Raw genomic sequence first — 15,653 nt, forward strand, 5'->3', positions numbered from 1 at the left:
AATTAGACCGTTATTTTTTAATCTCGCCAAGCCGCCAATTTTTTTAGGTTTTCTAATGAAAATAGGCTGCTTGGCGTTTTTGTGAGCAATTTTTGGTACGCATTAAAAAATGGTACAGAAAGAAATACAGCAAATAAATAAGTAAGAATTTGGGGATAGTATTACCGAATTTCGGGATGCACATTATCTTCTGGCTAGTCTTAACTTTGAGTAAATCAAAAATAGATTAGTTATGAGTTCTACCACTTCAAAATTCGATAAATTACTTAATGGTTCTCAAGAATATGGAAATGTGAACCACAAACCGGACTCTAGTAAAGAGGTTCAAATTAATACACCTGAAAAAACAATGCCTTTTTCAGATCAAATTGGAAACTATCAGCGAAACAAAGGGATTCCTTCAAAATCGTATAAAGACAGTAAAATTTATATTGTTGGAAGCGGTATTGCAGGAATGGCAGCAGCTTATTATTTTATCCGTGACGCTCATGTTCCTGGTGAGAATATTATTTTTCTGGATCAGCTTCATGTAGATGGCGGATCACTTGATGGCGCCGGAAATACTACAGATGGTTATATTATTCGCGGCGGACGTGAAATGGATATGACTTATGAAAACCTTTGGGATATTTTTCAGGATATTCCAGCTTTAGAACTTCCGGAACCGTATAGCGTATTAGACGAATACCGTTTGGTTAATGATAATGATCCTAATTACTCTAAAGCGAGATTGATTCATAATAAAGGACAAATAAAAGATTTCAGTAAATTTGGATTGGAGAAAAAAGATCAGCTTGCGATTATAAAATTGCTCCTTAAAAAGAAAGAAGATTTAGACGATTTAACCATCGAAGACTATTTTAGTAAATCTTTCTTAGAAAGTAATTTTTGGTTCTTTTGGCGTACTATGTTTGCCTTCGAAAACTGGCACAGTTTATTAGAATGTAAATTGTATATGCACCGTTTTCTGCATGCAATCGACGGAATGAAGGATCTTTCATGTCTCGTTTTTCCAAAATACAATCAATATGATACCTTTATTACACCGCTTCGAAGATTTCTTCAGAGTAAAGGCGTACAAATTGACTTAAACACACTCGTTAAAGATTTAGATATTCACAGTAATACCGAAGGTAAAGTAGTGGAAGCTATTATTACCGAAAAAAACGGGAAAGAAGAAAGAATTCCTGTAGGTAAAGATAACTATGTAATTGCTACAACAGGTTCTATGACTGAAGATACCTTTTACGGAGATAATAAAAATGCTCCAATTATAGGTTTAGACAACAGTACGAGCGGACAAAGTGCCGGGTGGAAATTATGGAAAAATCTGGCCGCTAAATCACCTGTTTTCGGGAAACCTGAAAAATTCTGTGGTAACATTGCAAAATCTTCTTGGGAATCGGCTACACTTACTTGTAAACCTTCTGCCTTTGTAGAAAAAGTAAAGGAACTTTGTGTCAACGATCCGTACTCAGGAAAAACGGCAACAGGAGGAATTGTAACCATCAGCGATTCAAAATGGTTAATGAGTTTTACATGTAACAGACAACCTCATTTTCCAGACCAGCCGGATGATATTTTAGTAATTTGGGTCTATGCCCTTTTTATGGACAAAGAAGGTGATTATGTCAAAAAAACAATGCCGCAATGTACTGGAAATGAGATTTTGGCTGAATTAGCGTATCATTTAGGAATCATTGATCAACTAGACAATATTGTTGAAAATACCATTGTTAGAAGTTCTTACATGCCATATATCACGTCTATGTTTATGCCGAGAGCAAAAGGCGATCGTCCTCAAGTAGTGCCGGAAGGTTGTACCAATTTAGGTTTAGTAGGGCAATTTGTAGAAACCAATAATGATATTGTATTTACAATGGAAAGTTCTGTGCGAACTGCCAGAATAGCGGTTTACGACTTATTGAATCTGAACAAACAGGTGCCGGACATTAATCCGCTGCAATACGATATTCGTCATTTGCTTAAAGCTGCACAATCATTAAATGATTATGAGCCAATAGTAGGTGAAGGACTTTTAAGAAAATTTCTAAAAGGAACTTACTACGAACATCTGCTTGTTGAAAATGCTGATGATGGGCAAGAGCACGAATCCTTCTTTAATGAACAATTAAATAAGTTAAAACATTGGATAGGAGGAATCAGAGATTAAAACATAATTGTATATAATATCATATTTCAAATAAATGACGTTAAGGCTTTTGCTTTAGCGTCATTTTTGCATGAATTAAGTTTAATTAATTATTAAAAGGTCACATTTTATAAGGAATTATACCTAATAAATGCTTATTTTTATACGTAAATTAGTTTTCCAAAAACAATATTTAAGCAGGATTTATATAGGATGGATCAACCTTACGATAAAATAAGAGATACATTAGCCTATTTTGAGGTTGATAATAAGTTACCCTATTATGTTTCTTCGGGTAAAAAACAAATGGAATATCCTCAGAAGCCTTTTCGGATGGATTATTATTCGTTGTGTATTTGTACTGAAGGAGATATCGATATTGCTATTGACGGACATCAGCATGATATAAAACAATTTACTTTACTAATTGCAAGACCTGCAACCATTATTGCTTTTCATAATAACAGCGAAGACTTTAGGATGAAATTGCTGTTTTTTGAAAAGGAATTTCTGCTTAAATACATATCTGATCCTTTTATCATTGAAAGACTGGCTTTTTTTAAAGACAGATCATTTGAGCTCATACAACTCAAAGAGCAAGATGCCAAAAAGCTTATTAAATTGATGAAATACCTTGAAAGTAAAATTGAGGCCGATTTGAAGTTTAAAGATGAAATTGTCAGAACCATTATATTCAATCTGCTTTTAGAAACAGCCGAATTATTACCAAAAGAAGCACCTGAAACAGTTTCAATTGCTAGTAATCCGAAAGATACTTATTTCCAGTTCCTTAATCTGGTTATGAATAATATAACGCAACATAAAGGAGTAAGTTATTATGCTCAGAAATTACATATCTCAAACAAATACCTGATTCAGATTGTCAAAAAAGCTGCAGACAAAACTCCGCACGAAATTATCGATGCTCATTTGTTAAAAGAAGCCGTCGTATTATTAGGAAATCCAGCAATCAATATAAGTGATATTGCTTATCGACTTAGATTTAATTCAGTTTCTGCTTTTGGACGTTTTTTTAAAAAACATTCTTCTATTTCTCCAACAGATTATCGCCGACTTCAAAATTTATAGAAATCAGTAAATTACATTTCTTTTTCTCTTTTTACGCGAAAGATTATTCTTAATTTAAACCGCGTTTTTATTCCATTATATTTATTTTTTTCTACAAAGTATTGCTTTTTAATTTATTTTATTATTTTTACTAAATCGATTTAGGAATTTTTACTCTTTCAAATTATCTTATGAAAAATACATTTTTTAGCTGCTTCTTTATATTGTTTTTAGTCGGATTTGTTACTGCGCAAGACCTTAAGTCTCCTAATGGTAACTTAACAATGAAATTTCATTTGGATCAAAACGGAACACCGGTTTATACTTTAAACTTTAAACAAAAAGCAGTAATTCAAGAAAGCAAAATGGGTTTTGTTATAAAGTCTGATATTTTATTGAATACAGGTTTTCAAGTTGCCGAAACGAAATTTCAGTCGGAAAATAGTACTTGGAAACCCGTTTTAGGAGAGCAAAAAGAAATACAAAATCAATACAATGAATTAAAAGTTGATCTTGTGCAAGAAAAGAGCAAACGAAAAATGTCTATTTACTTTCGTTTGTTTAATGATGGTTTAGGTTTTAGATATGAATTTCCGGTGCAAGACAATTTGCGCCACTTTATTATTCAAGAAGAAACAACTGAATTTAATTTGACCGGAGATCATAAATTATTTTGGATTCCGGGTGATTATGATACTAATGAATATAGTTATTCAACTTCAAAAATATCAGAAATGCAGTCTTTGGTTTACGATGCAACACATGTTCCATTAGCTGCGCAAACAACAATTAAAAATTTAGCTGCTCAAACGCCTTTAATGATGAAGACAAATGAGGGACTTTATATTAATATTCATGAAGCTGCGCTAAAAAACTTTCCGGCAATGTGCCTTAATGTAAATGACAAAACGTATTCATTAAGTTCACATTTAGTTCCAGACGCAGTTGGCAATAAAGGATATATTCAAACAGGAAGTTTCACGCCATGGCGAACTATTGTTGTAAGCGATGATGCTAGAAATATTCTATCATCAAAGATGATTTTGAATCTAAATGAACCTTGTGCTTTTGAAGATGTTTCTTGGATAAAACCAGTAAAATATATTGGTGTTTGGTGGGAATATTTTACAGGCGGAGGATCTACTTGGGCGTATTCAGACAATCAGGATGTTGTAATTGGGAAAACGGATTTTTCTAAGTTAAAACCAAATAATACACACGGAGCAAATACTAAGCATGTAAAAGAATATATAGATTTTGCTTCATCAAATGGTTTTGATGCTGTTTTGGTAGAAGGCTGGAACGAAGGCTGGGAAGATAATACTGCTTTTAAAAAAGAACATATTTATAGTTTTACCAAAGCATATCCAGATTTTAATGTGAAAGAATTAAGCGATTATGCGGCGAAGAAAAACGTTAAAATCATCATGCATCACGAAACAACATCATCAGTTTCTGAATATGAAAGACAGTTGAAAGATGCTTTAAATTTTATGGTTGATAACAATTACAATGCTGTAAAAACAGGATATGTTGGGCCAATTATTCCAAGAGGAGAACATCACGACGGACAGCAAATGGTAAATCATTATACTTATGTAGCAAAAGAAGCTGCGAAGCGTAAAATTATGGTAGATTCGCATGAAGCCGTTCGTCCAACAGGTTTGCATCGTACCTATCCAAACTGGTTTGCGCAAGAATCAGCTCGTGGAACTGAGTTTGAATCGATGGAAGGAATTCATCCGGATCATACTACAATTTTGCCTTTTACAAGATTAATGGGCGGACCAATGGATTATACTCCAGGAATTTTTCAAGGTGATTTATCAGTTTACGGAGCGAAGAAAAATAAATTGAGCACAACGCTTGTTAAGCAATTGGCATTGTATGTTACAATGTACAGTCCGTTGCAAATGGCTGCCGATTTACCAGAAAATTATATAAAGTTTAATGACGCTTTTCAGTTTATAAAAGATGTCGCTTTAGATTGGGATGAAACTTATATTCTAGAAGCTGAACCAGGTGATTATATTACTATTGCCAGAAAAACAAAAGGCAAACAAGAATGGTTTGTGGGTGCAATTACAGATGAAAATTCACGTACAGCTTTAATTGATTTTAGTTTTCTTCCAGCGGGAAAAAACTTTACAGCAACAATTTATGAAGATGGAAAAACGGCAGATTATAAAACTAATCCGCAATCGTACAACATTCGAAAAGTAACCGTAAACAGTAAGACAAAACTGAAACAAAAACTAGCATCAAGCGGAGGCGCTGCGATTTCTATAAAGTAGAAAAATGGCACACGGATGACGCGGATTCGCTATCGCGAAAACGCAGATTAACGCGGATTTTTTTTAGTCATTCTAATCTGTGGCAAAAAAGGTTTCACGCTCCCGATAGCTATCGGGATGGCAGATTTAGCAGGTTTTTTTAAATCATTTTAATCCTTTTATCCCGATAGCTATCGGGAGTGTTAAAAAGAAGATTCCACTTAGATTAGGCAGGTTTAAGTTATGTGCGAATTGATTAGTGATAATTAGTGAAATTAGCAGCAAAAAAATAAAATATAAAAAATATAAAAAATGAATACGAAAATGTACCCTTTACAGTTTGAACCAATTTTGAAAGAAAGAATTTGGGGAGGCGAAAAATTAAAAACGGTTCTTAATAAACCTATTGTTTCTTCTATTACAGGAGAAAGCTGGGAATTGTCTACAGTAGAAGGTGATGTAAGTGTGGTGGCGAATGGAGAATTAAAAGGAAAATCATTGACAGAACTTATTGATAAATCTCCAAATGATATTTTAGGAAAAAATGTTTATGCTCGATTTGGCAATCAATTTCCGTTGCTTTTTAAATATCTAGATGCACGCGAAGATTTATCAATACAAGTACATCCAAATGATAAATTAGCGAAAGAACGTCATAACTCTTTTGGTAAAACCGAAATGTGGTACGTTATGCAAGCCGATGCTGATGCAAGAATTATTGTTGGTTTTAAAGAAGACTCAAGCAAAGAAGAATATTTAGAAAATCTAAACAATAAAACTTTGGTTTCGATTCTTGATGATGTAAAAGCAAAAGCTGGTGATGTATTTTTTCTAGAAACAGGAACGGTGCATGCAATTGGAGCAGGATTGGTTGTTGCAGAGATTCAACAGACATCTGACATTACGTACCGTTTATATGATTTTGACCGAAAAGATGCTCAAGGAAATACAAGGGAATTACATGTTGACTTAGCGCTTGATGCAATCAATTACAATAAAGTAGATACACATAAAAAGTACGAAACAGTATCTAATCAATCGAATGTAATTGTAGATTGTCCTTATTTTACAACAAATATTATTCCGCTAGACGGCAAGATCGAAGGAAACAAAGACGGAGAAACTTTTACAGTTTATATGTGTATTGAAGGGACTTTTGAGATTAGATATGAAAATGTTAGTTATCAATATAAAAAAGGCGATACCGTTTTGATTCCTGCAGGAATGCGTAATTATGTGTTAGAAGGAGAAGCTTCAATTTTAGAAGTTTATATTTCGTAAAACTATAAGTGTTAATTTGATTTAAAAGAGCTGCAAACCAAAAAAAAGAGTTAAATTGCCCGTTAATAATTCAGTAAAGATTCTTAATAAAAGGATATTCATATTAAAATTATGCCGTTTTTATCTTATTAAAAATAACGATTAATGCTAAAAACACATATAATTACTGTTAAATATGATTATTATTGGCTTTAAAATAATGATTTGTTTAAAATAATATCTACAAAATCGTTTTAGTAACTATTTTTAGTTATATTTGTGATATCGTTAATAACAGCTTAATGAAAAATTAACTCTCTAGATGAAAAAAATAACTATTAAAGATATTGCAACAGAAGCTGAGGTTTCTATATCTACGGTGTCTTTTGTTATTAATGATAAAGGAGAGAAGATGGGAATAAGCCCGGCGGTAATTAAAAAAGTACAGCAAGTTGCTGAAAAACTTAATTATCGACCAAGTATGATAGCGACAAGTCTTCGAACAGGTAAAACGAGATCTATCGGGTTAATTGTTGAGGATATTTCGAATCAGTTTTTTGCTGATCTTGCGCGGGTAATAGAAGATGAAGCGAGAAATATTGATTATCGCGTTTTTTATTGCAGTACAGGCGGTAATGATGAACGTTCTGAGGAGTTAATACATAGTTTACTGCAGGCAAATGTGGATGGGTTTATTATTACTCCGACGCAAAATATAGAAAGCAGTATTGATTTGCTTTTGAGATTAAAAAAGCCGGTAGTATTAATTGACCGATATTTTGCAGGACAAAATGTGAGCCATGTTGTAATGGATAATTATGAGGCATCAAATTCTGCAGCAAAATTTTTGATCAATAAAGGTCGTAAGAACATAGCGATTGTCAATATTACATCTGAAATGATTCAGATGAAATCGCGAGAAGACGGATGTCGAGATGCATTAAAAGAAGCTGGTATTTATAATGATTCGCTGGTGCTTCATATGGATTACAACAGCACTGAAGAAACCAGAGTTGCAGCGATTGTAAGTTTTTTAGAAAAAAATCCGCAAATTGATGCCGTTTTGTTTTTAACAAACTATATGGGGCTTGCAGGTTTACAGGCTTTTAAAAAGGTTGGGAAAACGATACCAGACGATGTTTCGGTTATTAGTTTTGATGATCATGACAGTTTTAAACTTCATACACCAAAAATAACAGTCATTTCGCAGCCTATTAATGATATTGCGGTCAAATCGATACAATTGTTGTTGAGTCAGATGACTGATATGGAGAAATTTGAAATAGAAAAAAGTCTCAAAAAAGGAGAATTGATTGTTAGAGAATCAGTTTAATTTTTAAGAGCATAATCATAAAAAAAGAAAAAAACGATTCGTTTTTTTTTAGGAATTTTACTAAATCGTTTTAGTAATTTAAGTTCGAAATATTCAAGTATTGTGTTAATTTTTTTGAGCTGTTTACTATATCGATTGCTAAAAGTTATAGGAATGTTTACGTTGCTATTAAAGCATTGTATTTGTTGGGCGTATGCCTTATGAGTGCAATATTAAAATTGAGTTCAAATTTTTATTAATTATTTAAAAACAATCACGTTAAAACAAAACAAATTACCAATTACCAAAAAAAAAGCTTATGAAACGAATATTAGCAGTGTTAGGAATGGTATTGTTGTGCAGCTTAGGAGCTGTGGCGCAAAATCGATTAATAACAGGCGTAGTGGCAGATGCACAGAACAGAGGAATCATTGCTGCATCTATCGAGGTTCAAGGAAAACCGTTTAGTGCAATTACAGATACAGAAGGTAGATTTAAAATGAATGTTCCAGAAGGAGCAGTTACTTTAAATGTGTCTTCGATAGGTTTTACATCAAAGACGATAGTACTTCAGCCAGGCGAAAGTAAAATATCAGTTGTATTATTAGAAAATGTACAAGAATTAAAAGATGTTGTTGTAACATCATTTGGAGTTAAAAAACAAAAGAAAAGTTTAGGATACGCTGTTGGGGAACTTAAAGGAGAAGAACTAACAAAAAACAAAGAAATTAACTTAGGGAACGCATTACAAGGTAAAATTGCCGGTGTTAACGTTTCAGCACCAGTTTCTGGACCATCAGGTTCAAGCCGTGTTGTAATTCGTGGAGCAACTTCGGCTTCTGGATTAAACCAGCCTTTGTATGTTGTAGATGGTATTCCAATCGATAACAGTCAGCAAGGAAATGCTGGTATGTGGGGTGGAGCTGATAAAGGTGATGGTATGTCTTCTTTCAATCCAGACGATATCGCATCTATGTCAGTACTTAAAGGTAGTGCCGCTTCTGCTCTTTACGGATACAGAGGATCAAATGGTGTTATCTTGATTACAACTAAAAAAGGAAAAAGCGGAACTGGTCTTGGAGTAGATTTTAGCACAAACTCTACATTCAATACACCAATTAGTCTTTTAGAGTGGCAAGATCAATACGGATCAGGAGAGCCCGTAAACGGAGTTCCTACAAGATTTAATAATTTAGGAGATCTTAGAGAAAAATACGTATTAGGTTGGGGAGATAAATATGACGGAAAACCTACTCTTGCACTTGATGGAACTACTAGACCATATCAAGCAAACGGGAAAGATAACGTAAAAAATTTCTACAGAACTGGATATTCTTTCAGTAATACTTTAGCAATTTCTGGAGGAAACGAAACAACTAATTTTAGATTGTCTTTCGGAAATACAAAAGATGAGTCTATTTTACCAGGAACAAACTTTGGAAGAAACAACGTGGCTTTAAGTTTGAACTCGTCTCCGAACAAAAAAATTAGTATTGAAACGAATGTACAATATATTACAGAGAAAAGTCAAAACAGACCTTATTTGAACGATTCTCCTAGAAATGCTTCGTATACTACAACATTTTTAAATCCAGGAGCAGATATCAGATGGTTAAGTAATGGCTATGATGCAAATGGAGGTGAAGCTGATTATTTTGGATCAAACACTTACCAAACGAATCCATATTTTGCAACACAAGAAGATTTAAATAATGATCTTAGAAAACGTTTTATCGGTTCTGCAAAAGTAAATTATAACATTACTGATAAAATTTACGCAAAAGGTGTTATTGGTATGGATGATATCAACTACGAATACACTGAAATTGAGCCTACAGGAATTAACTACAGCCCAGGAGGATCATATGAGAACAGAGTAGAAGGACGTACAGAATATAATGCTTCTGCTTATTTAGGATACAAAGGTAATATTGTTGAGAATCTTTCATTAGATGCTTTCATTGGAGCTAACCGTCAACACAACAGATTTAGCGGAATTAAAATGAGAGGAACTAATTTTATTGTTCCGTTCAAATATTTCTACGGAAATACACAACCTGACAAAACAGAAAAATTATTCTCAGAAAGCGAAGTTAACTCACTTTTCTATTCTGCAGATTTAGGATACAAAGATTTCTTATATGTTAGTTTAACAGGTCGTCAAGATTGGTTCTCAACTTTAGATCCATCAAGCAACAGTACTTTTTACCCATCTGTAAGTACCAGTTTAATTTATTCTGAAATTATCCAAATGCCAGAATGGATGTCTTATGGTAAAATTAGAGCAGGTTGGGGTAATGTTGGTGGAGCTTTGCCAGACGCTTATGCTTTAGCATTAACATATTCTGCACCTGATGGACAAACAGATTCTTTAGGTCAGCCAATTTTAGGAGTTAATGGAGATACAGTTCCAAACAGAGGTTTAAAACCTTACAACGTTAGTACAATCGAATTTGGTTTCGAAAATACATTCTTCAATAATAGAGTGAGTACAGATTTGACTTTCTACAGCAAGAAAACAACTAACGATATTACTGATGCAGATATTTCTCAAGCATCTGGTTATAGAACAACAAAAATCAACGTGGGTGAAATCCTAAACAAAGGGGTTGAATTTGCAATCAATGTAAAAGCAATTAAAACACCAACTTTTGCATGGAATGTTGGATATAATTTTGCTTACAATGACAGTGAAGTACTTAATCTTTCTGATAAAATTACAACAAAAACACTTGAAGGAAATAGAGATTCTAGAGCTTCTGTAGTTTTAGAAAAAGGACAGCCTTTTGGAATAATCAAAGCTTACGATTATTTAAGAGATGCAAAAGGAAATATCGTACTTGATACTAACGGCCGATTCATGAGAGGAGATTTAATTATCGCGGGACAAGGTGTAGCGCCAATGTCTATGGGATTCTCAAATGATTTCTCTTATAAAAATTTCACACTTTCAATTTTTGTTGACGCTAAATTTGGTGGAGAAATCTACTCAGCAACAAACCAGTTAGGAACTCGTTACGGATTAACAGAGCAAACACTTGGCGGTCGTGAAGGCGGTGTAGCAGTAAGTGGTACAGATGTTAACGGTAATCCTGTAAACACTACAGTTTCTGCATACGATTACTGGAGAAGTTATAGTGATGTAACATCAAACTTCGTTTACGATGCTGATTTTATTAAACTTAGAGCAGTTTCTTTCAGCTATAATTTCCCAAAAGCAAATCTTGCAAAAACACCATTTCAATCGGTTAGTTTAGCATTTTCTGCTCATAACTTATGGACAATTTATGACAAAGTGCCAAACATTGATCCAGAGTCTAATTACTCTAATAGTAATGCACAAGGTCTTGAAAGAGCATCTATGCCATTGACAAGAAATTTTGGTTTAACTCTTAATGTTAAATTCTAATAACTAAAATTGAAAGATGAAAAATAAATTTATAAAAATATTCTGTGTTGCGATTGTTGGTGCAATGACACTAGCTTCATGCGACAAAGGATTCGAAGAATTGAATCAGAATCCAAATGCTTTGACAGATCCAGCTGTAAAATCTATGTTTACACTTGCTGAGATTTATGTTGACGGACAAGACTTTTCTAATACAAGAGGAAATAATATTTATGCTGCGCAAATTGTACAGCAATTTTCATCCTTAAGTGGTTCAGGGTCAAAATATACCTATTCATCTGAATATTCAGGAGCACTTTTTGGAGAAACGTATGGTAAAGGATTGAATCAGATTTTTCAGTTATTATCTGTTATAAAAGATACACCAGAAAATGCTAACGCTATTCAGGCTTTAAGAATCATGAAAGTTTTCTTGTTTCAAAAGTTAACAGATACTTATGGAGATGTTCCTTATTTTGAAGCTGGAAAAGGATACAACGGAGGAGTTTATGCTCCAAAGTATGATACTCAAGAAGCAATCTACAATGATCTTTTAAAAGAATTAGATGAAGCAGGAAGCGCTTTAGATGCTAATAAAGCATTTGTAGGCAACGCTGATTTGTTCTATCAAAGTGACGTAGCTAAATGGAAAAAATTAGCTAATTCAATGATGTTAAGAGTTGCAATGCGTTTATCTAAAGTAAACCCTGCAAAAGCTCAACAATATGTTGAGAAAGCTGTTGCTAAAGGAGTTTTTACATCAAATGATGACAGCTTAGTTTTAAGACATGATGCAGGACCACAAGGAGTTAAAACAAATCCAATAACTTCTTCATGGGTTAGGAACGACTTGAATAAAGGAGATGCAAATACAAAATTCAGTAAAACGTTTATCGATAATTTGAAAAACAATAACGATCCACGTTTAAGAATATTAGCAAAACTTGAAGCAACAGGAAATAATTCTCCAGCAAGCCAGCAAGGTCTTGCAAACGATGCAAGAGAATTTCCAGGTGGAGACAAAAGACTTTTCTCAGATCCAAATACGTCAACAGTATTGCGTTTAGATGCTCCTACATTAATTATGTCTTACGCTGAAGTAGAATTTATTTTGGCTGAAGCAGCTGTAAAAGGATGGAATGTAAACGGATCAGCACAAAAGCATTATGAAGATGGAGTAAGAGCTGCAATGCAGGTACTGACTATTTTTGGAGACAAAGTACCAGCAGTTACTCTTACAGAATACAACGATTACATGACAGCTCACCCTTTTAAATCAACAGGAACTGAAGCTCAAAAAATCGAACAAATTATTACTCAAAAATGGATTGTTTTATTGTTTAATGGTTTTGAAGCATTTTCAGAATACAGAAGAACAGGATATCCAGTTTTAGTTCCAGTAAATGACCCAACAGGAGAAACAAAAGGAACTATTCCTAGAAGATTAATTTATGATCAGTCAGAGTTAATCACAAATAGTGTGAATTATAAAGAAGCAGTACAACGCCAAGGGTTGGATTTAATGACAACTAGAATTTGGTGGGATAAGTAGTTTTAAAATTTTGGTTAGTTAAGTTGAATAAGCTCGGGAGGAGTATGAGTATCTCCCGGCTTATTTTTAATTTTCTATTTAATTTTCATTAAATTAGAGGGTTTGTATCCATAATTAGTTCTGTAGTTTTAATACCCTTTTTTTCGCAAAAGACAAAAGAGCTTATGCTGAAAAAGATGGAATTACTTTCAAAAGAACATACAATTGAGTGATCTTAATTTTTTAATTATTGAAGTGTAATAGAAAATCTTAAATAAACAATTTAAAAGATAAAACTTGGCAGCTGTAAAAGGGAAAATGATTTTCAGAATATTTTGTTAGTTACTGTTATTCCGTATTAAAAGCCCAAAAGAGAGGGAGGATTGTGGAGACGTAGTTTTCCTTCTCAAACTGCCAACGATTAAGTTGCAAAAGCATAATAATTAAGTATTGAGTTATAATGGAGTTTAAAAAGAACTTTTATTGGGTTTTGAGTATTTGTCTGGCAAATTTTTCATTTGTGGCAAATGCGCAAAACATGGAATTAAAAAAAGGATGGCAGTACAGAGAAACCAAAACTACAAAATGGTATCCTGCTTCTGTTCCCGGTGAAGTTCATACAGATTTACTCAACAATAAATTAATACCAGATCCATTTTACAGAGACAATGAAAAAAAGCTGGAATGGATTGAAAAGAAAGATTGGGAATATAAAACCACTTTTGAAGTAAGTGCTGCAACTTTAAATAAAAAAAATACGGAATTAGTTTTTGACGGATTAGATACTTACGCGTCCGTTTATTTAAATAATCAATTGGTTTTAAAGGCTGACAATATGTTTCGTCAGTGGCGTGTTGACGTAAAAAAGAATTTAAAGCCGGGAAAAAATGATTTATTGGTCGTTTTTAAATCAGCGCAAAATGTTGTTGATTCATTGGCCAAAAAAGATTTTCCGTTTGTAATTCCAGATAATCCTCGTGCCTATGTGCGTAAAGCACAATACCATTTTGGATGGGATTGGGGACCAAAATTCACAACTTGCGGAATTTGGAAAACGCCAAGATTAGAAGCGTATGATGTAAAAACTCCTGAGAAGCCATATGTTTTAGATCGAAAAATAGAACTGGTACAACAGCCTGATGATAAAGGAGCATCATTTTACTTTAAAATTGATGACAAGCCAGTTTACATGAAAGGGGCAAATTACATTCCATCAGATGCATTCTTGTCAAGAGTAACCAAAAAAGAGTACGAAAAAGTAATTGCACTTGCCAAAGATGCCAATATGAATATGCTTCGTATTTGGGGAGGCGGGGTTTATGAAGATGATTATTTTTATGATTTATGTGATAAAAACGGAATCTATGTCTGGCAGGATTTTATGTTTGCAGGAACAATGGTGCCGGGAGATGATGCTTTTTTTGACAATGTAAAAAAAGAAGTTCAATATCAGGTAAAACGTCTACGTCATCACAAAAGCATCGTTTTATGGTGCGGAAATAATGAAATCGATGAAGCTTTTAAAAGCTGGGGATGGCAAAAAAGCATGAAAATGTCAAAGCAAGATTCGACACGATTATGGAAAGACTATGTTCGTTTGTTTCAAGACAGTATTCCAAAATGGGTAAAAGAAGTCGATCCTAAAAGACCATATATAAGTTCATCACCTTTATTTCATTGGTCAAAAGCAAAGAGTATTACAGAAGGTGACAGCCATTATTGGGGAACTTGGTGGGGACTTGAAGATATTGAAGCGGTGCAGAATAAAACGGGACGTTTTGTAAGCGAGTACGGAATGCAGGCTATGCCAAATTACTCTTCAATAGAAAAAATTACGTTACCAGAAGACCGATATTTATATTCGGATGTTTTGCAAGCGCATCAAAAAGCCGGCAAAGGATTCATGAAATTAGATTCGTATTTAAATCGCTACTTTATTAGTTCAGACAAAATAAAGAAAATGAGTGTTGAGGATTATACTTACCTCACACAATGTTTGCAATACTATTCATTAAAAAATATTATAGGCATTCACCGTTCAAAAGCGCCGTATAATATGGGAACATTAGTATGGCAGCTTAACGATTGCTGGCCTGTTGCAAGCTGGAGTGTAACGGATTATTATGACAGACAGCCAAAAGCAGCTTGGTACGCCATGAAAGAAGCGTATAGAGATGATAAAACACCAGAAATTGATCTTACACGTCCAATTGATTTAAAACTGGAAGACCCAAAAATAACTTGGGAAGTAAAAGGAAATAAAGTGATTTTAAAAGCTTCAAAAGCCGCAAAATATGTATACGTTTCGATAAAAGGTTATACAGGAAAATGGAGCGATAATTATATAGATTTAAAAGAGGGCGAAGAAAGAACTATTTCTTTTGAAGGCAAAATAACAAAGCCAGTCCTGAAAGTTTATTCTCTATATGATGTTTTGAAGAGGTATTAAGGTACTAAGCTGCAAAGGTTCAAAGGTTCAAAGGTTTTTGTGTATAGACGCACTTTAGTGGATCTGTTTACCTTGCGAACTTAGCGAGACTCATTGCGCTCTTTGCGGTTATTTTTTGTGTTCTAGATTATTCTTTTGAGAGTAAAATAAGAAAACGAACCGTGAAAGTCTAGTCTCTATATAATGTTTTGAATAAGTATAAATAAAAAGCTTCTAAGAA

8 protein-coding genes are annotated in these 15,653 nt (G+C 33.6%); all 8 read left to right on the forward strand.

What is annotated here, in order from left to right:
* The first annotated feature begins 232 nt into the window (after positions 1-232).
* The 8 genes from B0A81_RS14090 (at position 233) to B0A81_RS14125 (ending at position 15,433) form a co-directional block, all read left to right on the forward strand.
* Positions 233-2,173, forward strand: a complete 1,941-nt coding sequence (locus B0A81_RS14090; protein ID WP_089058635.1) for an oleate hydratase — start codon at positions 233-235, stop codon at positions 2,171-2,173.
* A 192-nt stretch (positions 2,174-2,365) separates the two neighbouring features.
* Complete coding sequence (locus B0A81_RS14095) at positions 2,366-3,241, forward strand: helix-turn-helix domain-containing protein (RefSeq protein WP_089058636.1); 876 nt, start codon at positions 2,366-2,368, stop codon at positions 3,239-3,241.
* A gap of 170 nt (positions 3,242-3,411) precedes the next feature.
* Complete coding sequence (locus B0A81_RS14100) at positions 3,412-5,514, forward strand: glycoside hydrolase family 97 protein (protein WP_089058637.1); 2,103 nt, start codon at positions 3,412-3,414, stop codon at positions 5,512-5,514.
* Positions 5,515-5,805: 291 nt separating this feature from the next.
* Entirely contained in the window at positions 5,806-6,774 is a 969-nt protein-coding gene (locus B0A81_RS14105) for a type I phosphomannose isomerase catalytic subunit (RefSeq protein WP_089058638.1), read from the forward strand.
* A gap of 301 nt (positions 6,775-7,075) precedes the next feature.
* On the forward strand, positions 7,076-8,086 hold the full coding sequence (locus B0A81_RS14110; protein ID WP_089058639.1) for a LacI family DNA-binding transcriptional regulator: 1,011 nt from the start codon (positions 7,076-7,078) through the stop codon (positions 8,084-8,086).
* Between the two features lie 298 nt (positions 8,087-8,384).
* On the forward strand, positions 8,385-11,474 hold the full coding sequence (locus B0A81_RS14115) for a SusC/RagA family TonB-linked outer membrane protein (RefSeq protein WP_244281429.1): 3,090 nt from the start codon (positions 8,385-8,387) through the stop codon (positions 11,472-11,474).
* Positions 11,475-11,490: 16 nt separating this feature from the next.
* Positions 11,491-13,005, forward strand: coding sequence for a SusD/RagB family nutrient-binding outer membrane lipoprotein (locus tag B0A81_RS14120; protein ID WP_089058641.1), 1,515 nt, complete (start codon positions 11,491-11,493; stop codon positions 13,003-13,005).
* 517 nt (positions 13,006-13,522) lie between these two features.
* Positions 13,523-15,433: a beta-mannosidase gene (locus tag B0A81_RS14125; protein WP_244281430.1), complete on the forward strand. Its 1,911-nt coding sequence runs from the start codon at positions 13,523-13,525 to the stop codon at positions 15,431-15,433.
* The last annotated feature ends 220 nt before the right edge of the window (positions 15,434-15,653 follow it).

The organism is Flavobacterium plurextorum (assembly GCF_002217395.1).
In the GTDB taxonomy this organism is placed as follows: domain Bacteria; phylum Bacteroidota; class Bacteroidia; order Flavobacteriales; family Flavobacteriaceae; genus Flavobacterium; species Flavobacterium plurextorum.